The organism is Pseudomonas sp. JH-2 (genome assembly GCF_036231725.1).
Taxonomy (GTDB): Bacteria; Pseudomonadota; Gammaproteobacteria; order Pseudomonadales; family Pseudomonadaceae; genus Pseudomonas; species Pseudomonas delhiensis.
In genome coordinates this window covers 12,564-36,968 of record NZ_JAZAQP010000006.1, presented here as the reverse complement: position 1 = coordinate 36,968, position 24,405 = coordinate 12,564, and the positions used below count along the sequence as shown (strand labels likewise).

26 protein-coding genes are annotated in these 24,405 nt (G+C 69.1%); 18 read left to right on the top strand and 8 right to left on the bottom strand.

The window, feature by feature from the left end:
• The first annotated feature begins 3 nt into the window (after nucleotides 1-3).
• From fleR to VV867_RS05925, 9 genes are all read left to right on the top strand, one after another.
• Nucleotides 4-1,419, top strand: a complete 1,416-nt coding sequence (gene fleR / locus VV867_RS05965) for a sigma-54-dependent response regulator transcription factor FleR (protein ID WP_328565859.1) — start codon at nucleotides 4-6, stop codon at nucleotides 1,417-1,419.
• A gap of 153 nt (nucleotides 1,420-1,572) precedes the next feature.
• Complete coding sequence (locus VV867_RS05960) at nucleotides 1,573-1,908, top strand: endonuclease domain-containing protein (protein WP_328565858.1); 336 nt, start codon at nucleotides 1,573-1,575, stop codon at nucleotides 1,906-1,908.
• Nucleotides 1,909-2,209: 301 nt separating this feature from the next.
• Entirely contained in the window at nucleotides 2,210-2,545 is a 336-nt protein-coding gene (gene fliE, locus VV867_RS05955; protein WP_109933093.1) for a flagellar hook-basal body complex protein FliE, read from the top strand.
• Nucleotides 2,546-2,568: 23 nt separating this feature from the next.
• The gene (gene fliF / locus VV867_RS05950) at nucleotides 2,569-4,359 is read left to right on the top strand and encodes a flagellar basal-body MS-ring/collar protein FliF (protein WP_109933094.1); all 1,791 of its coding nucleotides are present in this window, start codon (nucleotides 2,569-2,571) and stop codon (nucleotides 4,357-4,359) included.
• Nucleotides 4,360-4,365: 6 nt separating this feature from the next.
• Nucleotides 4,366-5,382: a flagellar motor switch protein FliG gene (gene fliG, locus VV867_RS05945; protein WP_109933095.1), complete on the top strand. Its 1,017-nt coding sequence runs from the start codon at nucleotides 4,366-4,368 to the stop codon at nucleotides 5,380-5,382.
• Nucleotides 5,383-6,165 (top strand): flagellar assembly protein FliH, encoded by a 783-nt coding sequence (gene fliH, locus VV867_RS05940; RefSeq protein ID WP_109933096.1) that lies wholly within the window; start codon nucleotides 5,383-5,385, stop codon nucleotides 6,163-6,165.
• Nucleotides 6,155-7,510 (top strand): flagellar protein export ATPase FliI, encoded by a 1,356-nt coding sequence (gene fliI / locus VV867_RS05935; RefSeq protein ID WP_109933097.1) that lies wholly within the window; start codon nucleotides 6,155-6,157, stop codon nucleotides 7,508-7,510. Before fliH ends, fliI begins: the two co-directional genes overlap by 11 nt.
• Before the next feature lie 32 nt (nucleotides 7,511-7,542).
• Complete coding sequence (fliJ, locus tag VV867_RS05930; RefSeq protein WP_109933098.1) at nucleotides 7,543-7,986, top strand: flagellar export protein FliJ; 444 nt, start codon at nucleotides 7,543-7,545, stop codon at nucleotides 7,984-7,986.
• A 51-nt stretch (nucleotides 7,987-8,037) separates the two neighbouring features.
• Nucleotides 8,038-8,682 (top strand): DUF1345 domain-containing protein, encoded by a 645-nt coding sequence (locus VV867_RS05925; protein ID WP_328565857.1) that lies wholly within the window; start codon nucleotides 8,038-8,040, stop codon nucleotides 8,680-8,682.
• Between the two features lie 6 nt (nucleotides 8,683-8,688).
• On the opposite strand, the gene VV867_RS05920 is transcribed toward VV867_RS05925, so the two are convergent.
• Nucleotides 8,689-10,143, bottom strand: coding sequence for a TrkH family potassium uptake protein (locus tag VV867_RS05920; protein ID WP_109933100.1), 1,455 nt, complete (start codon nucleotides 10,141-10,143; stop codon nucleotides 8,689-8,691).
• A gap of 152 nt (nucleotides 10,144-10,295) precedes the next feature.
• Between VV867_RS05920 and VV867_RS05915 the strand changes: the two genes are divergently transcribed.
• Both VV867_RS05915 and VV867_RS05910 read left to right on the top strand, forming a co-directional pair.
• Nucleotides 10,296-10,673, top strand: a complete 378-nt coding sequence (locus VV867_RS05915) for a YkgJ family cysteine cluster protein (protein ID WP_089391775.1) — start codon at nucleotides 10,296-10,298, stop codon at nucleotides 10,671-10,673.
• Between the two features lie 404 nt (nucleotides 10,674-11,077).
• Nucleotides 11,078-11,638, top strand: a complete 561-nt coding sequence (locus VV867_RS05910; RefSeq protein WP_328565856.1) for a nitroreductase family protein — start codon at nucleotides 11,078-11,080, stop codon at nucleotides 11,636-11,638.
• Here VV867_RS05910 and VV867_RS05905 read toward each other — a convergent pair.
• The 7 genes from VV867_RS05905 to VV867_RS05875 all read right to left on the bottom strand — a co-directional run bounded on the left by VV867_RS05905 (nucleotide 11,619) and on the right by VV867_RS05875 (nucleotide 16,246).
• Nucleotides 11,619-12,098: a hypothetical protein gene (locus tag VV867_RS05905; protein ID WP_328565855.1), complete on the bottom strand. Its 480-nt coding sequence runs from the start codon at nucleotides 12,096-12,098 to the stop codon at nucleotides 11,619-11,621. The genes VV867_RS05910 and VV867_RS05905 overlap by 20 nt on opposite strands.
• 15 nt (nucleotides 12,099-12,113) lie before the next feature.
• Nucleotides 12,114-13,451, bottom strand: coding sequence for a sensor histidine kinase (locus VV867_RS05900; protein ID WP_328565935.1), 1,338 nt, complete (start codon nucleotides 13,449-13,451; stop codon nucleotides 12,114-12,116).
• 94 nt (nucleotides 13,452-13,545) lie between these two features.
• Nucleotides 13,546-14,007 (bottom strand): Spy/CpxP family protein refolding chaperone, encoded by a 462-nt coding sequence (locus tag VV867_RS05895; RefSeq protein ID WP_109933103.1) that lies wholly within the window; start codon nucleotides 14,005-14,007, stop codon nucleotides 13,546-13,548.
• A 140-nt stretch (nucleotides 14,008-14,147) separates the two neighbouring features.
• The gene (locus VV867_RS05890; protein WP_109933104.1) at nucleotides 14,148-14,825 is read right to left on the bottom strand and encodes a response regulator transcription factor; all 678 of its coding nucleotides are present in this window, start codon (nucleotides 14,823-14,825) and stop codon (nucleotides 14,148-14,150) included.
• Nucleotides 14,826-14,839: 14 nt separating this feature from the next.
• Complete coding sequence (locus VV867_RS05885; protein WP_328565854.1) at nucleotides 14,840-15,229, bottom strand: translation initiation factor 2 (IF-2, GTPase); 390 nt, start codon at nucleotides 15,227-15,229, stop codon at nucleotides 14,840-14,842.
• Between the two features lie 119 nt (nucleotides 15,230-15,348).
• Nucleotides 15,349-15,648: a YciI family protein gene (locus VV867_RS05880; RefSeq protein ID WP_009620898.1), complete on the bottom strand. Its 300-nt coding sequence runs from the start codon at nucleotides 15,646-15,648 to the stop codon at nucleotides 15,349-15,351.
• A 1-nt stretch (nucleotide 15,649) separates the two neighbouring features.
• Nucleotides 15,650-16,246, bottom strand: a complete 597-nt coding sequence (locus VV867_RS05875) for a septation protein A (RefSeq protein ID WP_089391768.1) — start codon at nucleotides 16,244-16,246, stop codon at nucleotides 15,650-15,652.
• Between the two features lie 147 nt (nucleotides 16,247-16,393).
• Here VV867_RS05875 and VV867_RS05870 point away from each other — a divergent pair, with 147 nt between their 5' ends.
• From VV867_RS05870 to VV867_RS05840, 7 genes are all read left to right on the top strand, one after another.
• Nucleotides 16,394-17,263: a PHP domain-containing protein gene (locus VV867_RS05870; protein WP_109933132.1), complete on the top strand. Its 870-nt coding sequence runs from the start codon at nucleotides 16,394-16,396 to the stop codon at nucleotides 17,261-17,263.
• Nucleotides 17,260-17,889 carry an L-threonylcarbamoyladenylate synthase gene (locus VV867_RS05865; RefSeq protein ID WP_109933106.1) on the top strand — a complete coding sequence of 210 codons (630 nt, stop codon included), beginning with the start codon at nucleotides 17,260-17,262 and terminating at the stop codon, nucleotides 17,887-17,889. Before VV867_RS05870 ends, VV867_RS05865 begins: the two co-directional genes overlap by 4 nt.
• A 49-nt stretch (nucleotides 17,890-17,938) precedes the next feature.
• Nucleotides 17,939-19,153, top strand: coding sequence for a tryptophan--tRNA ligase (locus VV867_RS05860; RefSeq protein ID WP_109933107.1), 1,215 nt, complete (start codon nucleotides 17,939-17,941; stop codon nucleotides 19,151-19,153).
• Between the two features lie 477 nt (nucleotides 19,154-19,630).
• Nucleotides 19,631-20,479, top strand: a complete 849-nt coding sequence (locus VV867_RS05855; RefSeq protein ID WP_328565934.1) for a segregation and condensation protein A — start codon at nucleotides 19,631-19,633, stop codon at nucleotides 20,477-20,479.
• A gap of 84 nt (nucleotides 20,480-20,563) precedes the next feature.
• Nucleotides 20,564-21,553, top strand: coding sequence for an SMC-Scp complex subunit ScpB (gene scpB / locus VV867_RS05850; RefSeq protein WP_328565853.1), 990 nt, complete (start codon nucleotides 20,564-20,566; stop codon nucleotides 21,551-21,553).
• Nucleotides 21,554-21,764: 211 nt separating this feature from the next.
• Nucleotides 21,765-24,053 carry a beta-glucosidase BglX gene (bglX, locus tag VV867_RS05845; protein ID WP_328565852.1) on the top strand — a complete coding sequence of 763 codons (2,289 nt, stop codon included), beginning with the start codon at nucleotides 21,765-21,767 and terminating at the stop codon, nucleotides 24,051-24,053.
• A 147-nt stretch (nucleotides 24,054-24,200) separates the two neighbouring features.
• Nucleotides 24,201-24,383 carry a DUF1289 domain-containing protein gene (locus tag VV867_RS05840; RefSeq protein WP_089391762.1) on the top strand — a complete coding sequence of 61 codons (183 nt, stop codon included), beginning with the start codon at nucleotides 24,201-24,203 and terminating at the stop codon, nucleotides 24,381-24,383.
• Nucleotides 24,384-24,405: the final 22 nt, after the last annotated feature.

Sequence of the window (24,405 nt, the reverse complement as noted above, 5' to 3'; positions counted from 1 at the left end):
CCCATGCCCGCCCGAATCCTGCTCGTCGAAGACGACCGCGCCCTGCGCGAAGCCCTCTCCGATACCCTGCTGATCGGCGGCTGCGAGTTCACCGCCGTGGACAGCGCCGAGGCGGCCCTGGTCGCCCTGCAGCGCGAGGCCTTCGGCCTGGTGGTGAGCGACGTCAACATGCCCGGCATGGACGGTCACCAGCTGCTCGGCCTGATCCGCGCCCGCTACCCGCAACTGCCGGTACTGCTGATGACCGCCTTCGGCGCCGTCGAGCGTGCCGTCGACGCCATGCGCCAGGGCGCCGCCGACTACCTGGTGAAACCCTTCGAGCCCAAGGTGCTGCTGGAACTGGTGGCCCGCCACGCCCAGGGCCAGGCGCCCGTCGCCGAAGGCGAGGGCCCGGTGGCCGTGGAACCGGCCAGCCGCCAGCTGCTGGAACTGGCCGCACGGGTGGCGCGCAGCGATTCCACCGTACTGATCTCCGGCGAGTCCGGCACCGGCAAGGAGGTGCTGGCGCGCTACATCCACCAGCAGTCGCCGCGCGCCAACAAGCCCTTCATCGCCATCAACTGCGCGGCCATTCCCGACAACATGCTCGAGGCCACCCTGTTCGGCCACGAGAAGGGCGCCTTCACCGGCGCCATCGCCGCGCAGCCGGGCAAGTTCGAGCTGGCCGACGGCGGCACCATCCTGCTCGACGAGATTTCCGAGATGCCCCTGGCGCTGCAGGCCAAGCTGCTACGCGTGCTGCAGGAGCGCGAGGTGGAGCGCGTGGGCGCACGCAAGCCGATCGAGCTGGACATCCGCGTGCTGGCCACCACCAACCGCGACCTGCTCGGCGAGGTGGCGGCGGGGCGCTTCCGCGAGGACCTGTACTATCGCCTGTCGGTCTTCCCCCTGGCCTGGCGCGCCCTGCGCGAGCGCCCGGCGGACATCCTGCCGCTGGCCGAGCGCCTGCTGGCCAAGTACGTGAAGAAGATGAACCTGGGCACGCTGAGCCTGGCCGCCGACGCCCGTGACGCCTTGCTGACGCACCCCTGGCCGGGCAACGTGCGCGAGCTGGACAATGCGATCCAGCGCGCGCTGATCCTGCAGCAGGGCGGCCAGGTCCGCGCCCTGGACCTGTGCCTGAACGCCCCCATCGGCATGGCGCCCGCAGCACCCGTGATCCCCCTGGTGCAGCCCGCCCCCGTGGCGGCCGCCAGCAGCGCCGGAATTCCGACAGCGGCGGCGGACACCGCCGGCGGCCTGGGCGAAGACCTGCGCCGCCGCGAGTTCCAGATGATCATCGACACCCTGCGCAGCGAACGCGGCCGCCGCAAGGAAGCCGCCGAACGCCTGGGCATCAGCCCGCGCACCCTGCGCTACAAGCTGGCGCAGATGCGCGATGCGGGGATGGATGTGGAGGCCTACTTGTACGCCAGTTGAGTGGCGCCGGTTTCCCCTGTTCGGGCCCGCTGTTCGCGGGCCTTTTCTTTGTGTCGCAAGGGGGATTCCCGAGGTGGTTTCAGCGCTTGCCGGCAGTCGTGACGGCAGTGGGTGGCGCAGGGTTCTGCTTTTCCCTGGAGGAAGGGGCAGGGCATGTCGAAGCCAGCGGAATTTGCCCGGGAACTGCGGCGTCGGCAAACCGACGCGGAGCGGTTGTTGTGGAGTCGTCTGCGGGACCGTCGGCTACTCGGCTGGAAATTCAGGCGTCAGGTGCCACTGGAGCGATACATCGTGGATTTCTACTGCCATGAGCGGCGGTTGGTGGTGGAGCTGGATGGTGGGCAGCACCTGGGATGCGTCGCGGATATCGAGCGGGACGCCTGGTTGAAGGCCCAGGGGCTGCAGGTGCTGCGGTTCTGGAATCATGATGTGCTGGTGCGGACGGAAGGGGTGTTGGAGGCGATTCTGTTGGTGCTGGAGTCTGGTTGAAGCACCCTCACCCCAGCCCTCTCCCAGAGGGAGAGGGGGCTCCTCCTCTGCCGTGCGAATGAAGGCATTCAGCCTGAAACATGGGTGCCGGCCACACCCTGTGCGTCAGGAGAAAACCATTACCTATCGCCGCGCCGAACGGCCCCCTCTCCCTCCGGGAGAGGGCTGGGGTGAGGGGCTCTTGACCCCAATAGCCATACCCTGCAAGTCCCCCCTGAAACCTGGCACCCTTGTTGCAATCCCCTATGCCAAAGCGCCGCGGCGTCAAAAAAGCCACGGCCCGTAGTCAGAGGGAAAGCAAATGAGTCAGGGTATCGAGTTCAATCGCCTGCTGCTGGAAATGCGCTCCATGCAGATGGACGCCATGGCCAAGGCCAAGCCGGCGACGTCGGCGCCGGCGGCCGTGGAGGGTGCGCCGAGCTTCTCGGACATGCTCGGCCAGGCGGTGAACAAGGTGAACTCCACCCAGCAGGCCGCCACTGCGCTGGCCAATGCCTTCGAGGTGGGCCAGAGCAACGTCGACCTGACCGACGTGATGATCGCTTCGCAGAAGGCCAGCGTGTCCTTCCAGGCCATGACCCAGGTGCGCAACAAACTGGTCCAGGCCTACCAGGACATCATGCAGATGCCCATCTGAGCCACGGGGTAGGTAGATAGTTCATGGCCGAAGCCACTGTAGACAACCAGGTCCCCGCCAAAGCCGGCGCAGCCGAAATGCTGAAGAAGCCGCTGATGGGCCTGCAGTTCCTCGAGAACCTCGCCGAGATGCCGGTGCTGCGCCAGGTCGGCCTGCTGGTCGGGTTGGCGGCGAGCATCGCCATCGGCTTCGGCATGGTGCTGTGGTCGCAGCAGCCGGACTACAAGCCGCTGTACGGCAGCCTCAACGGCGTCGATGCCAACAAGGTGATCGAGACGCTGAACGCCGCCGACATCGGCTACAAGGTCGACCCCAATTCCGGCGCCCTGCTGGTCAAGGCCGACGACCTCGGCCGCGCCCGCATCAAGGTGGCCGGCGCCGGCCTCACGCCCACCGACAGCAACGTCGGCTTCGAGATCCTCGACAAGGAACAGGCCCTGGGCACCAGCCAGTTCATGGAAGCGACCAATTACCGTCGCGGCCTGGAAGGCGAGCTGGCGCGCACCATCTCCAGCCTGAACAACGTCAAGGGCGCGCGCGTGCACCTGGCCATCCCGAAGAGCTCGGTGTTCGTCCGCGACGAGCGCAAGCCCACCGCCTCGGTGCTGGTCGAGCTGTACCCGGGGCGCAGCCTGGAGCCCAGCCAGGTGCTGGCGATCGTCAACCTGGTGGCCACCAGCGTGCCGGAGCTGGACAAGTCCCAGGTCACCGTGGTCGACCAGAAGGGCAACCTGCTCTCCGACCAGCAGGAGCTTTCTGAACTGACCATGGCCGGCAAGCAGTTCGACTACAGCCGGCGCATGGAAGGCATGTTCACCCAGCGCGTGCACAGCATCCTGCAGCCGGTGCTGGGCGATGGCCGCTACAAGGCCGAGGTGTCCGCCGACGTCGACTTCAGCGCCGTGGAATCCACCGCCGAGTCCTACAACCCGGACCAGCCGGCCCTGCGCAGCGAGCAGGTGAACAACGAGGAACGCCAGAACGGCAGCGGCCCGCAGGGTGTGCCGGGGGCGCTGTCTAACCAGCCGCCGGGCCCGGCCAGCGCGCCGCAGCAGACCGGCAAGAGCGCCGGCGCCGATTTCGTCGCCCCGGGCCAGCCGCTGAAGGACGCCAACGGCCAGACCATCATCGATCCGAAGACCGGCCGTCCGGTGCTGGCGCCGTACCCCACCGACAAGCGCGAGCAGAACACCCGCAACTACGAGCTGGACCGCTCCATCAGCTACACCAAGCAGCAGCAGGGCCGCCTGCGCCGGCTTTCCGTCGCCGTGGTGCTGGACGACCACATGGTCGCCGACCCCAAGACCGGCGAAGTCAGCCACAAGCCCTGGAGCGCCGACGAACTGGCGCGCTTCACCCGCCTGGTGCAGGACGCGGTGGGCTACGACGCCAGCCGTGGCGACAGCGTCAGCGTGATCAACGCGCCCTTCGCCCCGGAGCAGAACCTGGAGATCGCCTCGCCGCCGTTCTACTCGCAGCCCTGGTTCTGGGACATCGTCAAGCAGGTGCTGGGCATCGTCTTCATCCTGGTGCTGGTGTTCGGCGTGCTGCGCCCGGTGCTGAACAACCTCGCCGGCAACAAGAGCAAGGCCCTGGTGGCCGGCGCCGGCGGCGACATGGCCCTGGGCGAGATGGCCGGCCTGGACGGCGAACTGGCCGAGGACCGCGTCAGCCTGGGTGGCCCGCCGAGCATCCTGTTGCCCAGCCCCAGCGAGGGGTACGATGCGCAGCTGAACGCGATCAAGAGCCTGGTGGCTCAGGACCCGGGCCGCGTGGCCCAGGTAGTGAAGGATTGGATCAACTCCGATGAGTGATGCGGTATGAGCGAGACCCGGTTGAACGCCAAACTGACCAAGGTCGACAAGGCCGCCATTCTCCTGCTGTCCCTCGGCGAGACCGACGCGGCGCAGGTGCTGCGGCACATGGGCCCGAAGGAAGTGCAGAGGGTCGGCGTGGCCATGGCGCAGATGCGCAACGTGCATCGCGAGCAGGTCGAGCAGGTGATGAGCGAGTTCGTCGAGGTGGTCGGCGACCAGACCAGCCTGGGCGTCGGCGCCGACGGCTACATCCGCAAGATGCTCACCCAGGCCCTGGGCGAGGACAAGGCCAACAACCTCATCGACCGCATCCTGCTGGGCGGCAACACCAGCGGCCTGGACAGCCTGAAGTGGATGGAGCCGCGCGCCGTGGCCGACGTCATCCGCTACGAGCACCCGCAGATCCAGGCCATCGTCGTCGCCTACCTGGACCCGGACCAGGCCGCCGAGGTGCTCAGCCACTTCGACCACAAGGTGCGCCTGGACATCGTCCTGCGCGTGTCCTCGCTGAACACCGTGCAGCCCTCGGCGCTGAAGGAACTCAACCTGATCCTCGAGAAGCAGTTCGCCGGCAACGCCAACGCCACCCGCACCACCATGGGCGGGGTGAAGCGCGCGGCGGACATCATGAATTACCTCGACAGCTCGATGGAGGGCGCCCTGATGGACGCCATCCGCGACGTGGACGAAGACCTCTCCGGGCAGATCGAGGACCTCATGTTCGTCTTCGACAACCTCGCCGACGTCGACGACCGCGGCATCCAGGCGCTGCTGCGCGAGGTGTCCTCGGACGTGCTGGTGCTGGCCCTCAAGGGCTCGGACGAGGGCATCCGCGAGAAGATCTTCCGCAACATGTCCAAGCGTGCCGCCGAACTGCTGCGCGACGACCTGGAGGCCCGCGGCCCGGTGCGCGTCAGCGAAGTGGAGGGCGCGCAGAAGGAAATCCTCACCATCGCCCGGCGCATGGCCGAGTCCGGGGAGATCGTCCTCGGCGGCAAGGGTGGCGAGGAGATGATCTAAGTGAGCGGCCCCGCGAAATCCAAGGAAGAACACGATGGCCTGATCCGCGCGCGCGACGTCGCCGGCTTCGACCGCTGGGCGCTGCCCAGCTTCGACCCGGTGGTGGAGCGGCCGCCGGAACCCGAGCCCGAGCCGCAGGCGCCGGAAGCCCCGGCGGTGGAGGAAGTCCCCGTCGAGGAAGTCAAACCGCTGACGCTCGAGGAACTGGAGGCGATCCGCCAGGACGCCTACAACGAAGGCTTCGCCACCGGCGAGAAGGACGGTTTCCACGCCGGCCAGCTCAAGGCCCGGCAGGAGGCCGAGGCGGCGCTGCAGGAGCGCCTGGCCGGCCTGGAGACGCTGATGGGCCAGCTGTTCGAGCCCATCGCCGAGCAGGACCTGCTGATCGAGCAGATGCTGGTCAGGCTGGTCGGCCAGGTGGCGCACCAGGTCATCCAGCGCGAGCTGGAGGGCGACTCCAGCCAGCTGCGCCAGGTGCTGCGCGAGGCGCTCAAGCAACTGCCGATGGGCAGCGAGAACGTGCGTATCCACGTCAACCCGCAGGACTTCGAACTGGTCAAGGCACTGCGCGACCGCCACGAGGAAAGCTGGCGCATCCTCGAGGACGAGCAACTGCTGCCCGGTGGTTGCCGCATCGAGACCGAGCATTCGCGCATCGACGCCAGCATCGAGACGCGCCTGGCGCAGATCACCAAGCAGCTCTTCGAACAGCAGCGCGAGCAGGCCACCCACGCGCTGGAGCCGGACCTGCACATCGACCTGGACAAGCCCGATGCGCCTTGACCGGGTGAGTTTCGCCAAACGCCTGGAGGGCTACCTGGAAGCCGCCAAACTGCCGGCGCAGCCGGTGGTGGAAGGCCGCCTGCTGCGCATGGTCGGCCTGACCCTGGAGGCCGAGGGCCTGCAGGCGGCGGTGGGCAGCCGCTGCACGGTGATCAACGACAGCGGCTACCACTCGGTGCAGGTGGAAGCCGAAGTCATGGGCTTCTCCGGCAACAAGATCTTCCTCATGCCGGTCGGCAGCCTGGCCGGCATCGCCCCCGGCGCCCGCGTGGTGCCGCTGCCCGACAGCGGCCGCCTGCCCATGGGCATGTCCATGCTCGGCCGGGTGCTCGACGGCGTCGGCCGGGCCCTGGACGGCAAGGGCGGAATGCGCGCCGAGGACTGGGTGCCCATGGACGGCCCGACCATCAACCCGCTCAAGCGCGAGCCGATCCACGAACCCATGGACGTCGGCATCCGCTCGATCAACTCGCTGCTCACCGTCGGCCGCGGCCAGCGCCTGGGCCTGTTCGCCGGCACCGGCGTGGGCAAGTCGGTGCTGCTGGGCATGATGACCAAGTACACCAAGGCCGACATCATCGTGGTCGGCCTGATCGGCGAGCGGGGCCGCGAGGTGAAGGAGTTCATCGAGCATATCCTCGGCGAGGAGGGCCTCAAGCGCTCGGTGGTGGTGGCCTCGCCCGCCGACGACGCGCCGCTGATGCGCCTGCGCGCGGCCATGTACTGCACGCGCATCGCCGAATACTTCCGCGACAAGGGCAAGAACGTCCTGTTGCTGATGGACTCGCTGACGCGCTTCGCCCAGGCCCAGCGCGAGATCGCCCTGGCCATCGGCGAGCCGCCGGCGACCAAGGGCTACCCGCCGTCGGTGTTCGCCAGGCTGCCGCGCCTGGTGGAGCGTGCCGGCAACGGCGAGAAGGGCGGCGGCTCCATCACCGCCTTCTACACCGTGCTCAGCGAGGGCGACGACCAGCAGGACCCGATCGCCGACTCCGCCCGCGGCGTGCTCGACGGCCACTTCGTGCTGTCGCGCCGGCTGGCCGAGGAAGGCCATTACCCGGCCATCGACATCGAGGCCTCGATCAGCCGGGTGATGCCCCAGGTGGTCAGCCCCGAGCAGTTGCAGCACGCCCAGCGCTTCAAGCAGCTGTGGTCGCGCTACCAGCAGAGCCGCGACCTGATCAGCGTCGGCGCCTACGTCGCCGGTGGCGACGCCGAGACCGACCTGGCCATCCAGCGCTTCCCGGTGATGCGCCAGTTCCTCCGCCAGGGCCTGAACGAAAGCCAGAGCCTGGAGGACAGCGCCCAGCTGCTGGACGCCGTGCTGTCCGGCAAGGCCGGTTGAGTGCGGCGGATGATGCCTGAGGTCCGCTTGCCATGAACCGCCGCGCCGACCGCCTGGCCCCGGTGGTGGAGATGGCCCTGAAGGCCGAGCGCGAGGCCGCGCGCCAACTGGGCGTGGCCCAGGGCCAGCTGCTCCAGGCGCAGCGCAAGCTGGCCGAGCTGGAGCGCTTCCGCGCCGACTACCAGCAGCAGTGGATCGACCGCGGCCGCCAGGGCGTCAGCGGCCAGTGGCTGCTGGACTACCAGCGCTTCCTGGCGCAGCTGGAAAGCGCCGTGGAACAGCAGAACCGCAGCCTGGCCTGGCACCAGGACGTGGTGGAGAAGGCGCGCGCCACCTGGGCCGAGAAGTACGCGCGCCTGGAAGGCCTGCGCAAGCTGGTGGAGCGTTACCGCGAAGAGGCGCGCCTGCTGGCCGACAAGCAGGAACAGAAGCAGCTCGACGAGTTCGCCCAGCGTCTGCGGCCGCCGCCCTACTGAAGCGCGGGCGCCATGCTAGGCTGCAGCCAGCTGAGCCCCCGGAGCCCCCGCATGCCTCTGAAATTCACCCTGCTACGCGCCCACCCGCGGCTGATCGTCGCCATCCTCTGCGGCGTGCTGGCGGCCCTGGCCTGCGTCGGGCTGACGCCGCTGATGCGCGTCCTGGTCGGCTGGAATGCCTGCGCCTGGCTGTACGTGGCGCTGATCGCCCTGCTGGCGCACGGCGCCACGGCGGAGCAGGTGCGCGGGCTGGCCGGCATCGAGGACGAGAACGCCGAGGCCGTGCTGATGCTGGTCAGCGCCGCGGCCATCGCCAGCCTGGTGGCGATCGTCTTCGAACTGGCCGGCGCCCGCGACCTGCAGGGCGGCGAGAAGCTGCTGCGCTATGCCTTCACCGGCAGCACGGTGCTGGGTTCCTGGTTCCTCATCGGGACCATCTTCGCCATGCACTATGCGCGCATGTACTACACGGCCGGGCAGCCGCCGCTGCAGTTCCCCGACCGCGAGTGGCAGCCGGACTACTGGGACTTCGCCTACTTCTCCTTCACCCTCAGCGTCGCCGTGCAGACCTCGGACGTGGCCATCGCCTCGCCGAAGCTGCGCCGGGTGGCCCTGGCGCAGTCGATCATCTGCTTCCTGTACAACACGGCGATCCTCGGCCTGAGCATCAACATCGCCGCCGGCATCGTCGGCTGACGGGCCTCAGTGGCGCCAGAAGGCTGGGGTGAACAGCACCAGCACGGTGAGGATCTCCAGGCGCCCGGCGAGCATGCCGGCGCACAGCAGCCACTTGGCGGCGTCCGGCAGAGACGAGAAGTTGCCCGAGGGGCCGATCACCGGGCCCATGCCCGGGCCGACGCCGGAGACGGTGCTGGCAGCGCCGGTCAGCGCGGTCATCCAGTCCAGGCCGAGGAAGGTCAGGGCCAGGCCCAGGCCGCCGACGGTGGCGCCGAAGAAGAACGAGAAGGTCAGGATCGAACGCACGATCTCCTCGTCCAGGCGGTGCCCGTTGTAGCTCTGGCGCAGCACCGCGCGCGGGTGGATGAGCTGGTACAGGCTGGCCTTGAGCAGGATGTAGGCGACCTGGAAGCGGAAGATCTTCAGGCCGCCGGCGGTGGAGCCGGAGCAGCCGCCGATGAAGCCCAGGTAGAAGAACACCATGATCGAGAAGTGGCCCCACAGGCTGTAGTCGCCCAGGGCGAAGCCGGTGGTGGTGACCACCGAGGTGACGTTCACCGCGACGATGCGGAAGGCGTCCTGCCAGGACAGGTCGGAATTGAAGGCGTACCAGGTGCCCATCACCAGCCAGGTGAACACCAGCAGGCCGATGAAGCCGTGTACCTGGCTGTCCCTGAGCAGCGCCTTGCGGTGGCCGCGCAGGGTGGCGACGTAGAGGGCGAAGGGTAGGCTGCCGAGGATCATCACCACCACCGCCACCCAGTGCACCGCCGGCTGGTGCCACTTGGCCAGGGACTGGTCGGAGGTGGAGAAGCCGCCGGTGGATATCGCCGACATGGCGTGGTTGAGCGCGTCGAACAGGCCCATGCCGGCCCACCACAGGCCCAGGGTGCCGAGGATGGTGATGCCGACGTACACCGCGACTATGTACTTGGCAACCATGTGCGAGCGCGGCATGACCTTGTCGCTGCGGTCCGAGGATTCGGTCTGGAACAGGCGCATGCCGCCGATGCGCAGCATCGGCAGGATCGCCACCGCCATGCCGATGAAACCGATGCCGCCCAGCCAGTGCAGCATCGAGCGCCAGATGAGGATGCCCGGCGACATGTTGTCCAGCCCGGAAAGCACCGTCGAGCCGGTGGCGGTGATGCCCGACATGCTCTCGAAGAAGGCGTCGGTGACGCTCATGTGGCGGGCGATGATGAAGGGCAGGGCGGAGAAGAAGCAGACGATCACCCAGCTGGAGACCGTGAGCATGTACATGTCCCGCGGGCGCAGGTGGGCCTGCTCCGGCCGGCCCGGCAGGACCAGCCCCAGGCCTGCGCTGAAGGTGATCAGGCTCGACCAGATGTAGGGCGAGAGCTCCTGCGGGCGGTGGTAGTAGAGCAGGGTGGCCATGGGCACCAGCATGGCCACCGCCAGGGTGATGAGGAACAGGCCGATGATGTATCCGAGGGTGCGTAGTGTCGGCAGCGCCATGAAGCGGACTCGATGGACATGAACCCTCCATTGTACCTGCCCCCGGCGCGATGCGCAGCGCGCCGGAGGGCTCTTCACAACGGCGGCGGAATCGCTAGAATCCTGCGCAGCCCGCCGGCGCTCGCCGGTTTCTTCTGGTGCATTCGCACATCATGTCCATCGACAATCCGTGTTTGAACTGTGGCGCCTGCTGCGCGCATTTCCGTGTGTCCTTCTACTGGGGCGAGTGCCGTTCCGCCGGCGGCAGCGTGCCCGACGAACTGGTGGTGCAGGTCAGCCCGCACCACGCCGCCATGCGTGGCACCGAGGCCAGGCCGGTGCGCTGCGTGGGGTTGCTCGGCGAGGTCGGCTGCGGCGTGCGCTGCACGGTCTACGAGCACCGCTCCAGCACCTGTCGCGAGTTCGAGGCCTCCTGGCTCGACGGCCAGCACAACCCCAACTGCGATGCGGCCCGGGCGGCCTACGGCCTGCCGCCGCTGATGCCACCCCTGCAGCCGATCGTCACGCCGTCGCCGGAGCGGGTGGCTTGACGATGGGCGCATCGCTGGACTCCCTGTAGGAGCGAGCTTGCTCGCGAACGGCGCTTGCCGGCGACTCCCGTGTTTCAGATTGACTCCGCTCCCTCTCCCCAGCCCTCTCCCTGAAGGGAGAGGGGGTTTGTCCGTGCCGAGAGAAGGAATGGTTTCAGCCGGAGGCCTTCGGAATTGCCGGCTGACTCAGGACTGCCAAAACGCACCGAACGGTCCCCTCTCCCTTCAGGGAGAGGGTTAGGGAGAGGGCGCTCTCAGGACGAACACCAGCGTTCGCCGATGAGCCCCCTTCGCGAGCAAGCTCGCTCCTACACGGATACGCAGCACCCTGATCGCACCTCAGCAGACAGATGAGAAGCCTTTGCGATTACAATGGCCGTCCTTGTGTGTACAGGAGGTAGCCCATGGAGGCCTACGAAGCGCTGGTCAATCGTGTATCCCATGCCCGCCTGGGCGAGCCGGCACCCAGCGCCGGGCAGCTCGAGCGGTTATTCCGCGTCGCCCTGCGCGCGCCGGACCATGGGCAGCTGCGCCCGTGGCGCTTCCTCACGGTGGAAGGCGAGGCACGCCAGCAACTGGGTGAGCTGTTCGCCCGCGCGCTGAGCGCCGAGCAACCCGACGCCAGCCCCGAGGCGCTGGCCAAGGCGCGCGCCATGCCGCTGCGCGCGCCGACCCTGGTGGTGGCCATCGCGCGCCTGCAGGAGCACCCCAAGGTGCCGGAGATCGAGCAGATGCTGGCCGCCGGCTGTGCCGCCTACGGCATCGTCCAGGCGGCGTTCGTCGAGGGGCTGGGGGCCATGTGGCGCACCGGCGCCATGGCTTTCGACCCGCTGGTACGGCAGGGCCTGGGCCTGGCGGCCAACGAGCGGATCGTCGGTTTCATCTACCTGGGCACGCCCATGGGTGAGCTGCGCCAGCCGGCGCCGCTGGACCCGGCGGCCTTCGTCAGCGCCTGGCGGGGCTGAGCGGCAGGCTCAGGCGGACTTTCCAGCGCGCCCCGCCGGCACGCCAGAGCAGCCGGCCGCCCTGCCAGGCGGCCAACCGCTGGGCGGCGCGCAGGGCCCGGGGCAGCCAGTGCCGGGCCTGCTCGTCGGTGCCGCCGAGGTCCAGGCGCAGCAGCCCGCGCTCCAGGCGCGGCTCCAGCACGATGGCGGCGTCCTGCTGCCATTCCACCGCGGTGTCCAGCACTTCATCCAGGGCTTCGTGCAGCGCCTGCGGCCAGCTGTGCAGCGGCCAGGTGCCGCCGCGCGGCAGGCTCAGGCGCAGTTCCGGCCAGCGGCGCCGCCAGCGCTGCGCCAGCAGGCCCAGCTCCACCGCCAGCACCAGGCTCTGCGGTTCGTCCCGCGGGCGCTCCCGTGGCAGGCCGGCGGCCGCCGACGGCAGGGCCGGGCTGGGGGAGGGCAGGTATTCGGCGGCAAGGCTCATGATCGGGCTCCGGGGTCAGGCGGCGTGGCGCGCCAGCGGTATTTCCAGGGTGGCGACGAAACCGCCGTCGGGGTGGTTGGCCAGGCGCAGGCGGCCGGCATGGCGCTCCACCGCGCGGCGGGCGATGGCCAGGCCCAGGCCGTGGCCGGGGCTGTCCTGGTTGGGGGCGCGGAAGAAGGGCTCGCCCAGTTGAGCCAGGTGCTCGGCGTCGGCCCCCGGGCCATGATCGCGCACGCGCACGCGCAGCACGGCGCCGTCGCTGTCGGCATCCACCTCGAGCGGCTTGTCCGCCGGGTTGAAGCGCAGGGCGTTGCGCAGCAGGTTGTCCAGCGCCCGTTCGAGCATGTCGGGCCAGCCGTCCAGGGCCAGGCCGGTGGGGACCTTCAACTGGATGTGCTGTTCCGGGGCGAGCAGCTGGGCATCCTCGCGCAGGCGTTCGAGCAGCGGCAGCAGTTCGACGCGGCTGGTCGGCCCGGGCTCGGCGTCCAGGCGGGCGAGGGCGAGGATCTCGGCGATCAGCGCTTCCAGGCGGTCGCATTCCTGCTCCAGGCGCGGCCACATGCTGGCGCGCTGTTCGGGCGTGGCGCGCTCGGCCAGGGCCAGGGCGATGCGCAGGCGCGCCAGCGGCGAGCGCAGTTCGTGGGAGACGTCGCGCAGCAACTGGCGCTGGCTGCCGATCAGGCTTTGCAGGCGGGCGCCCATGCGGTTGAAGTCGCGGGCCAGCACGCCGAGTTCGTCGCCGCGGTGGGCCAGGCGTGCCAGGCTGTCCTGCTGGTAGGCGGTCTGCCCGAGGTCGTGCACGGCGCGGCGCAGGCGGTTGAGCGGGCGGGTGATGGAGAGGGTCACCAGCAGGCTGAAGATGGTCAGCACCACCAGGGCGATGCCCAGCGCGCTGAGCGGCCACAGCAGGCTGCCGCGGTGCCAGGCTTCCAGCGCGCCGTGGGGAATCCGGTAGATGAACAGGTAGGTGTGGTCGCTCTCCGCGCTGGTGTATTCCTGGCTGAGCTGGCGCCAGGGGAAGCGCGGCAGGTTGCGGCGGTCGAAGCCTTCCTCGTTGCGCCGTGGCGGGCGCGGCAGGTAGGTGCCGTCGACCAGGCGCTGGCCGCTTTCGTCGAGCACCTGGACCGACAGGTCGTAGTCGCGGCGGCGTTGCTCCAGCAGTTGCTGGGCGGCGGCGGGGCCCTGGTTCTCGTAGAGCTGGGTCCACTGCTTGGCGAGATCGTGCATGCCGGGGTAGCGGGCGATGATCCAGGTGTCCTGGTTCAGCGCGCGGCCGAGCAGGATGGACAGGCCGGCGACCAGCAGCAGGGCGAGCCAGAAGGCGGCGAGGATTCGCCAGAAGAGCGAGCGCATGGTCTTTCGGTTCAGTCGCATGTCCGTTTCGGGTCAGGGGCGCGGGCACGGCGAGGCGCCGGGGGGGAGCCCGGCGCCCGCGTGGCTGGCGCTATCAGTTGGTCTTGCCATCCTTCTGCGCTTTCCATTGCTGGAACTCGGTCCATTCGGCCTTGCGCTGCTCGCGCTCTTTCTTCAGCTCGTCGAACTTCTTCTGCTGTTCGGGCGTCAGCAGCGCGCGGATGTCCTGCTGGGTCTTGTCGTGGCTGGCCTTCAGCTCATCCTGCATGGCCTTGCGGTCGGCCGCCGGCAGCTTGCTCAGGTACTTCTCGGTGATGTCGTGGCGGCTCTTCATCGAGTCACCCATCAGCTTGCCGACCTGCTGGCGCTGCTCGGGGCTCAGGTTCAGGGCCTTGAACGGGCCGTTCCAGCCGCCGCGCGGGCCGTGGCCGTCCTTCATGTGGCCGTCCATCATGTGGGCGGGCGGCGGCGGGGCGTCGGTAGCGGCAGGGGTGGCCGCCATGGCCAGGGTCGGCAGGGTGGCGGCGAGCATCAGGGCGGTGAGGGTCTTGCGCATGAATCTTCTCCTTTCGTGGACCGGTTTCTGAACCGGATGTGCCCAGTCTAGGGATGGCAAGGTCAAGGGCGGTCAGGGCCGGGTAAAGCTTCGGTAAAGATTGCGTCTACCGCTCTGGGGCGGGGTTCCCGGCCTGCCGCTCAGGGTGTGTAGAAGTAGCCGCGCCCGCGCAGGGCGAGGATGCGCGGGCGCCCGTCCGGGTGCGCGCCGAGCTTCTTGCGCAGGTTGCTGACGTGCATGTCCAGGCTGCGGTCGTAGAGCGTCAGCTTGCGGCCCAGGGCGATCTGCGCCAGGGCCTGCTTGTCCAGCGGCTCGCCCGGCTGGCGCAGCAGCGCCTCGAGGATGCGGCTCTCGGACAGCGTCAGGCTGACGTCCTGGCCGCCGATGCTGGCCACGCCGCGGGTCAGGTTAAGGCTCAGGTCGCCGAGCTCGACCTGGGCGCTGGGCTGGGCCGGATGGCTGCGCCGCAGCACGGCGCGCAGGCGCGCGGTCAGCTCGCGCGGGTCGCAGGGCTTGGCCAGGTAGTCGTCGGCGCCCAGTTCCAGGCCGAGGATGCGGTCCAGTGGCTCGCCGCGGGCGGAAAGCATCAGCACCGGCAGGTCGGGGTGTTCGCTGCGCAATTGCTTGAGCAGCTCCAGGCCGCTGCCATCGGGCAGCATCACGTCCAGCACCACGGCGTCCGGCGTGCGGCTGGCCAGGGCGCTACGGGCCGCGCCGCCATCGTGGCTGGCACGCACGCTGAAGCCTTCCTGGGTCAGCCAGGTGCACAGCAGTTCGCACAGTTCACGGTCGTCGTCGATCAGCAGCAGCTCACTCATTGCTCGGGCTTCTTTCAGTTGATCCATTCACGCCGCCGGCGGCGACGGCCGCGGCTCAGGGCGCCGAGGACGAAGGCGACCAGGGCGACGGCGCCGCCGGTCGCGAACCAGGTCTGCTCGTCGCTGAGCAGGCGTGGCGGTTGTTGGGCCTGCAGCTCGCGCAGTTGCAGCTTCAGGCGCTGGTTTTCCTGGCGCAGGCGGCCCACCACGGCGCTTTCCGCCCCCTGCAGCTGGGCGGCGAGGTCGGCGCGCAGCTTCTCGCTCTCGTCCAGGCGCTGTTGCAGCTGGGCGAGGTCATCGCTGGCCGGGGTGGCGCCGGGGGTGGTGGCGGTGGGCTCCTCGCCGAGGGCGGCGAGCGGCAGGCTCAGGCAGAACAGCAGGGGCAGCAGATGACGTCGGGACATCGGAACTCCTTGTATGCTGATGAGCCGCCGGGCACCGCGGTCCGGGCGCTGTCCGGTTGCGGGGCCGGGCCTTGAGTGCCCGGCCATGCGGCGCCGTCCGTGCGCCGCCGCTTGCCGGTCTACGGCAGGACTTTCTTGAACGGCTTGACCACGACCTCGGCATAGACGCCGGCGGCGCGGTACGGGTCGGCATCGGCCCAGGCCTGGGCGGCGGCCAGCGACTCGAACTCGGCGACGATCAGGCTGCCGGTGAAGCCGGCCGCGCCCGGGTCGGGGCTGTCGATCGCCGGGTGCGGCCCGGCCAGGACCAGGCGGCCTTCGTCCTTCAACAGCTCGAGGCGGGCCAGGTGCGCCGGGCGCGCGGCCAGGCGGCGTTCTTGGGAGGCGGTGATGTCGCGGGCGATGATTGCGTAGAGCATGTCAGTCCTTGGGCTTTTCGCCGGTTGGGGCGTCGTGCATGTGGCGGGCCAGGAACACGCCCTGGCCGATCAGGAAGAGCAGGGTCATGCCCAGGCTGCCGAAGACCTTGAAGTCCACCCAGAAACGCTCGAAGGTGAAGGCGACGAACAGCTGGATGCAGCCGCAGAACACGAAGAACAGCACCCAGGCCAGGTTCAGGCGCTGCCAGATCGGCTCCGGCAACTGCACGGCGTGGCCCATGATGCGCTGGATCAGCGGCCGGCGGTCGCCCACCAGGGTGCTGCCGAGGAAGCCCAGGGCGAACAGCCAGTTCACCACCGGGGCCTTCCACTTGAGGAAGGTCTCGCTGTGGAACGCCAGGGTCATGCCGCCGAACACCAGGCAGGCGGCCAGGGTCAGCCACTGGCCCTTGTCCAGCTTGCGCTGCTTGAGCAGCAGGGCGCCGTAGACCACCACCGAGGAGGCGATCAGCACCGCGGTGGCGCTGTAGATGCCGCCCAGGCTGAAGGAGTGTCCGGCGAGTTCGACCGTGCGCGGGTCCAGCTTGTAGACGATGAAGAACAGGATGAGGGGGATGAAATCGATGAATTGCTTCATTACGGCAGCCAGAGCCCAGTTGTGGCGGCATAATACCAACCTGCGGAAGAACTGAAATAGTCACCCGTCTCGTGCCGTTGCGCCGGCTTGCCGTGAATCGCCGCCGCGCAGCGTCTATACAGAAGTAAAACCCGTCCCGGTATGCCCATGCGTGTCGACCTGCATTGCCATAGCACCGCCTCCGACGGCCAGCTGCCGCCCGCCGCCGTGGTGGCCCGCGCGCACCAGCGCGGCGTGCGCCTGCTCGCCCTGAGCGACCACGACACCCTGGAGGGCCTGCCCGAGGCGCGCGCCGCCGCCGAGGCGCTGGGGGTGACCCTGGTCAACGGCGTGGAACTGTCCTGCACCTGGGGCGGGGCGACCATCCACGTCCTGGGTTATGCCTTCGACAGCGACGCCGAGCCGCTGGTTCGCGCCCTCGACGCGCTGCACCGCGGGCGCTGGGCGCGCGCCGAGGAGATCGGCCGGCGCCTGGAGGCCAAGGGCATGCCCGGCGCCTTCGAGGGCGCGAGGGCCATCCAGCGCGAGCTGGGCGACAGCGGCAACGCCCCGGCGCGGCCGCACTTCGCCGAGTTCCTGGTGCGCCAGGGCCATGTCGCCGAGCGCGCCGAGGCCTTCCGCAAGTGGCTGGGCGCCGGCAAGCTGGGCGACGTCAAGCAGCACTGGCCGAGCCTGGCCGAGGCGGTCGGCACCCTGCGCGCGGCCGGCGCCTGGGTCAGCCTGGCACACCCCTACCAGTACGATTTCACCCGCACCAAGCGGCGCAAGCTGATCGCCGACTTCATCGACGCCGGCGGCCACGCCATCGAAGTGGTCAACGGCCTGCAGCCGGCCGAGCAGGTCGGCGTGCTGAGCATCCTGGCCCGCGAATTCGGCCTGCTGGTCAGCGCCGGCAGCGATTTCCACGGCCCCAGCGACTGGTCGGAGCTGGGCCTGTACCGGCCCGTGCCGGACGACCTTCCGCCCTTGTGGACGCGCTTCGCCGGCGCCGCACGGGCCCTCGAGGAGATTTCATGAGCCAGTTCTTCCAGGTCCACCCGGAAAACCCCCAGCCGCGGCTGATCAAGCAGGCGGTGGAGATCGTCCGCCAGGGCGGGGTGATCGCCTATCCCACCGACTCCTCCTACGCCCTGGGCTGCCGCCTGGGCGAGAAGGGCGCGGTGGAGCGCATCCGCCGGCTGCGCAGGCTCGACGACAAGCACAACTTCACCCTGGTGTGCCGCGACCTGTCCGAACTGGGCCTGTACGCCAAGGTCGACACCCGCCTGTTCCGCCTGCTCAAGGCCCACACGCCCGGGCCCTACACCTTCATCCTCGACGCCACCCGCGAGGTGCCGCGCATGCTGCTGCACCCCAAGCGCCGCACCATCGGCCTGCGCGTGCCGGCCTGCCCGATCGCCCAGGCGCTGCTGCAGGAGCTGGGCGAGCCGCTGATGAGCGTGAGCCTGATCCTGCCCGGCGAGAGCGAGCCGCTGAGCGATCCCTATGAAATGCGCAGTGCGCTGGAACACCAGGTGGACCTGGTGCTGGACGGCGGCCACGGCGGCGTCGAGGCTTCCACCGTGATCAACCTCACCGGCGAGGAGCCGGAGGTGGTGCGCGTCGGTTGCGGCGACCCGGCCCCCTTCGAGGCCTACGCCTGAAACGCGCTTCCATACTGCCGCCCTTGACTGTCCGCCTGAGGTCCTGCGCTTGAGCAAGGTCGAATCCCAGCGCCGTGTGCTGTCCGGCATGCGCCCCACCGGGCGCCTGCACCTGGGCCACCTGCACGGCGTGCTGCAGAACTGGGTGCGCCTGCAGCACGAGTACGAATGCTTCTTCTCCATCGTCGACTGGCACGCCCTGACCACCGAGTACGATGACGTCGGGCAGATCCGCCAGCACGTCCGCGGCATGGCCGTGGACTGGCTGGCGGTGGGCGTCAGCCCCAGCGCCGCGACCCTGTTCATCCAGTCCCAGGTGCCCGAGCACGCCGAGTTGCACCTGCTGCTGTCGATGATCTGCCCGCTGCCCTGGCTGGAGCGGGTGCCGACCTACAAGGAGCTGCAGGAAAAGCTCGGCCACAAGGACCTGTCGACGTACGGCTTCCTCGGCTACCCGCTGCTGCAGGCGGCGGACATCCTGGTCTACCGCGCCGGGCTGGTGCCGGTGGGCTCGGACCAGCTGGCCCACGTCGAGTTCGCCCGCGAGGTGGCGCGGCGCTTCAACCACCTGTACGGCGGCGAGGTGGACTTCGAGGACAAGGCCCAGGCCGCCGTCACGCGCCTGGGCAAGAAGACCTCCAGGCTCTACAGCAGCCTGCGCAAGGCCTGGCAGGAACAGGGCGACGAGGATGCCCTGGAAACCGCACAGGCGCTGCTCAAGGAGCAGCAGAACCTGACCCTCGGCGACCGCGAGCGGCTGCTCGGCTACCTGGAAGGCAACAGCCGGGTGCTGCTGCCCGAGCCGCAGACGCTGGTCGGCAGCACCGTGCGCATGCCGGGACTGGACGGGCAGAGGATGTCCAACGCCCATGACAACACCATCGGCCTGCGCGAGAGCCCGGCGGAGGTGGAGGAGAAGATCGCGCGCATGCCCACCGACCCGGCGCGGGTACGGCGCAACGACCCGGGCGACCCGCAGCGCTGCCCGGTGTGGCAGTGGCACCTGATCTACTCCGACGACGCCTGCCGCCAGTGGGTGCAGGAGGGCTGCAGCAGCGCCGGCATCGGCTGCCTGGACTGCAAGCGCCCGCTGATCGAGTCGATCAACCAGGAACTGGCGCCGATCCGCGAGCGCGCCCAGGACTACGAGGACAACCCCGAGCTGGTGCGCAGCATCCTCGCCGAGGGCGCCGAACACGCCCGCGAGGCGGCGCGGGAGACCCTGGTGGAAGTGCGCCAGGCCATGGGGCTGGTGTACCGCTAGGTTGTCCGGCATTGCGGACAAACCCTGCGTTGCAGGCGAGCATGGCTTTTCGTAGGAGCGAGCTTGCTCGCGAACAAACGCGATGCCATGCGGTTCGCGAGCAAGCTCGCTCCTACAGGGGAATGGCGTGGGTGGTTCCGGCTATCGCGGACAAGGTCCGCTCCTACGGGGGAGGAATACCGTGCCGCCCGGCTGCCTGTAGGAGCGGGCCCTGCCCGCGATTCGCGCGTAGGGCGCGCTCCTACAGGGATGGCTCGGGTGGGCGCCTTTCCGTCCAATTCCCTCACCATCGCCGGTGAAAAGCAGGGATAATGCCGCCTTGAGCCCGCCCCGCCCGACGAGAGGCCGATGAGCGACCTGAACGAGCCGCAAACCCCTCCCAGCCCCGCCGAATACCGCGAACCGGTGCAGCTGGCGCTCGTCTATGGCGAGGCGGTCACCGAGCTGCCCCAGGACCTGTACATCCCGCCGGACGCCCTGGAGGTCTTCCTCGAAGCCTTCGAGGGCCCGCTCGACCTGCTGCTGTACCTGATCCGCAAGCAGAACATCGACGTCCTCGACATTCCGGTGGCGGAAATCACCCGCCAGTACATGACCTACGTCGAGCTGATGAAGTCGGTGCGCCTGGAGCTGGCCGCCGAATACCTGGTGATGGCCGCCATGCTCGCCGAGATCAAGTCGCGCATGCTGCTGCCGCGCTCGGCCGAGGCCGAGGAGGACGAGGAAGACCCGCGCGCCGAGCTGATCCGCCGCCTGCAGGAATACGAACGCTTCAAGCAGGCCGCCGAGGACCTCGACAACCTGCCGCGCCAGGGCCGCGACTACGTGGTGCCGACGGTGGCGGCGCCGGAGGCCAGGGCGCGCAAGCTGCTGCCCCAGGTGGACATGCAGGAGCTGATGCTGTGCATGGCCGAGGTGCTGCGCCGCGCCGACCTGTTCGAAAGCCACCAGGTGACCCGCGAGATGCTCTCCACCCGCGAGCGCATGAGCGAGATCCTCGAACGCCTGAAGGACGCCGGTTTCGTGCCCTTCATCGAGCTGTTCCGCATCGAGGAGGGCCGCCTGGGCGTGGTGGTGACCTTCATGGCGGTGCTGGAGCTGGTCAAGGAGCAGCTGGTGGAGCTGGTGCAGAACCAGGCCTTCGCGCCCATCCACGTGCGTGCCCGGATCGAGGCGGAGGAGGGCGCGGCGCCGGTCGAGGTGCTGGAAGAGGGCGACGAGGGCGTCTTCGAGCCGGTCGAGGCGCCGGCGCCGGAGCCGACCTTCGAGGAGGGCGGTTTCGACGAGACGGCGGACGCCGAGGACTTCGACGAAGAGCCGCTCTGAGCCGCCGGCGTTGCCCTGGCGCCGCGCATTGAGTAGTTTTCCCGCCAGACCGGCGATTCCCGCAACCCCGAACCGAGCGACCCGATGAACCTCTCCGACCCCCACGAACTGGCGACCCTGCTCGAAGGCATCCTGCTGGCCTCAGGCCGGCCGCTGTCGCTGGAGCGCCTGGGCGAGCTGTTCGAGGAGGCCGAGCGCCCGGAGCCGCAGCAACTGCGCGATGCCCTGGCGATCCTGACGTTGTCCTGCGCCGGGCGCGCCTTCGAGCTCAAGGAAGTGGCCACCGGCTACCGCCTGCAGATCCGCGAGCCGCTCTCGCCCTGGGTCGGCCGGCTGTGGGAGGAGCGCCCGCAGCGCTACTCCCGCGCGCTGCTGGAAACCCTGGCGCTGATCGCCTACCGCCAGCCCATCACCCGTGGCGAGATCGAGGAGATCCGCGGCGTGGCGGTGAACACCCAGATCATCAAGACGCTGATGGAGCGCGAGTGGATCCGCATCGTCGGCTACCGCGAGGTGCCGGGGCGCCCGGCGATGCTCGCCACCACCCGCACCTTCCTCGACTACTTCAACCTCAAGAGCCTGGAAGAGCTGCCGCCGCTGGCCGAGCTGCGCGAGATGGAGGCCGAGCCGGAGGACGTGCAACTGGTGCCGGTCCACCTGCCCAGCCCCGTCCTCGACGAGGACTACGTGCCGGCGTCGATCCAGGCCCTGGCCGACCAGGCGTTGCGCGAGGCCGGCGAGGAGCCCGAAGCCGCGCCGCCGGAGGATAAGCCCGAGGAAACCAGCTTCCGCAGCCTGCTGGCCGAGCTGGACGAGATGGAGCAGGGCCTGAAGACCGACTTCGACGACCTGCTCGAACCGCCGCCGGTCGCCGAGGCGGATGCCGTGGACGACCCGGCGGCCAGCGCGGAAGCCCCGCCGGCGGCGCCCGACGATACCGTCGAGCAGGCCCCGGAGCCCGCCGCAGAGCCTGCCGCGCCGGCGCCGCAGGCCGAGGAATACGACGAGGAGCGCGCCCTGGCCGAGGCCATGCGCGAGGAACTCGAGGCCATGGCCAGGGAACGCGACCACTGATCCACGCGTCCGAAAGTCGGGGGCACCGCCCCTGAAAGCTTTCAACCGTTGACTTCCGCCGCGCGCGGGACGACCTTATGTGCCGCGCCGCACGGGCGCCGGCGGTAGCACCTGGGGGAACCGCCTGAATCGGCCCGTGCATGGCAGTCATCGAATCTTCCAACATTCAACAGTCGCCCGGCGCCCCGGCCCGAGCGGCTGAGTGCGCATAATGAGAAAAACCCAACTCTGCCTCGGCCTGTTGCTGGGGCTGAACAGCATTTCCCTGCTCGCTGCCGAGGGGCCGGCGGTTCCGCTGCCGGGGCAGTCCAAGGACGCCTTCATCAGCCAGCTGATGCAGCAGATGACGCAGGAAGAGAAGATTGGCCAGCTGCGCCTGGTCAGCGTCGGCCCCGACCATCCCAAGCCGGTGCTGCTGGAAGAGATCAAGGCCGGCACCACCGGCGCCATCTTCAACACCGTGGTCCGCCCCGGCATCCGCGACCTGCAGGACGCGGCCATGCGCAGCCGCCTGAAGATCCCGCTGTTCTTCGCCTACGACGTGGTCCACGGCCACCGCACCGTGTTCCCCATCGGCCTGGGCCTGGCTTCCAGCTGGGACCTGGACACCATCGCCAGCAGCGCGCGCATCGCCGCCCTGGAGGCCAGCGCCGACGGCCTCAACCTGACCTACTCGCCCACCGTCGACATCGCCCGCGACCCGCGCTGGGGCCGCATGTCCGAAGGCTTCGGCGAGGACACCTACCTGGTCAGCCGCATCGCCGAGACCGTGGTCCGCGCCTACCAGGGCAAGGGCCTGGACCAGCCCGGCACCATCATGGCCGGGGTCAAGCACTTCGCCCTGTATGGCGCGGGCGAGGGCGGTCGCGACTACAACACCGTGGACATGAGCCTGCCGCGCATGTTCCAGGACTACCTGCCGCCGTACCGCGCGGCCATCGACGCCGGCGCCGGCGCGGTGATGGTATCGCTGAACAGCGTCAACGGCGTGCCGGCCACCGCCAACAAGTGGCTGCTGCAGGACGTGCTGCGCAAGCAGTGGGGCTACAAGGGCGTGCTGCTCAGCGACCACGGCGCGGTCATGGAGCTGATCAAGCACGGCGTCGCCGGCGAGCCGCGCGAGGCCGCGCGCCTGGCGATGACCGCGGGCGTCGAGATGAACATGAACGACGACCTCTACGGCAAGGAACTGCCGGTGCTGCTCAAGGCCGGCGCCATCACCCTGGCTGACATCGACCGCGCCTGCCGCGACGTGCTGGCGGCCAAGTGGGACATGGGCCTGTTCAAGGACCCGTACCGCTACCTGCAGGGCGCCGACCCGGTCGACACCGACGCCGAGAGCCGCCTGCACCGCGCCGAGGCCCGCGAGGTGGCGCGCCGCGGCATGGTGCTGCTGAAGAACCAGGGCGACGTGCTGCCGCTCAAGCGCGGCGGCACCATCGCCCTGATCGGCCCGCTGGCCGACAGCAAGCGCGACGTGATGGGCAGCTGGTCCGCCGCCGGCAAGGCCTTCCAGGCGGTGACCCTGCTCGAGGGCATGGGCCACGCCACCCGCGGCAAGGCCGCGCTGCTCTATGCCAAGGGCGCCAACGTCAGCAACGACGAAGAGATCATCAAGTACCTCAACGAGTACAGCGAGGACGTGAAGATCGACCCGCGCAGCCCGCAGGAAATGATCGACGAGGCGGTGGCCAAGGCCAAGCAGGCCGACGTGATAGTGGCGGCGATCGGCGAGGCCCAGGGCATGGCCCACGAGGCGTCGAGCAAGACCAACCTGCATATCGCCCAGAGCCAGTACGACCTGCTCAAGGCGCTGAAGGCCACCGGCAAGCCGCTGGTGCTGGTGCTGATGAACGGCCGCCCGCTGGACCTGCGCTGGGAGGCCGCGAACGCCGACGCGGTGCTGGAGACCTGGTTCAGCGGCACCGAGGGCGGCAACGCCATCGCCGACGTGCTGTTCGGCGACTACAACCCCTCGGGCAAGCTGCCGATGACCTTCCCGCGCTCGGTGGGGCAGATCCCGATCTACTACAACCACCTCAACACCGGCCGCCCGTTCGACCACGAGCACCCGAACAAGTACACCTCGCGCTACTTCGACTCGCAGAACGGCCCGCTGTACCCCTTCGGCTACGGCCTGAGCTACACCCGCTTCAGCGTTTCCGACGTGCAACTGTCCAGCACCAGGCTGCACAAGGGCGACACCCTCAAGGCGCGGGTGACGGTGAAGAACACCGGCAAGCGCGCCGGCGAGACCGTGGTGCAGCTGTACCTGCGCGACGAGGTGGCCTCCATCAGCCGCCCGGTCAAGGAGCTCAAGGGCTTCCGCAAGGTCATGCTGCAGCCGGGCGAGTCGAGGGTGGTGGAATTCCCGATCCGCGAGGAAGACCTGCGCTTCTACGACAGCAACCTGCGCTACGCCTCGGAACCGGGCGAGTTCAAGGTGATGATCGGCCTGGACTCGGATGACGTGAAGGAAAGCCAGTTCACCCTGCTCTGAGCCGGCGTTCCGCCCACGACATCGCCCCGATTGGCCCGGCCAATCGGGGCGATGCCTTTTCTGCGTTGGACCTTTCGTCGCCTGTGCCTTCAAGTAGGCCCGGCGCACCGCCATGGTGGAGGTGTGCCAGACGCATCGGGAGGCCATGTGAAAGATCCCTGCATCAAGGTCTGCGAATTCGACGACGGCATCTGCCGCGGCTGCGGGCGCAGCCGCGCCGAGGTCAAGGCCTGGAAGAAACTGGACAAGCCCGAACGCCAGGCCGTGCTGGCCGAGGCCGACATGCGCCTGCTGGTGCTGGAGGCGCGGGGCCGGCGTAAATTCCGTTAGGCCAATCGCGGACGGAGTCCGC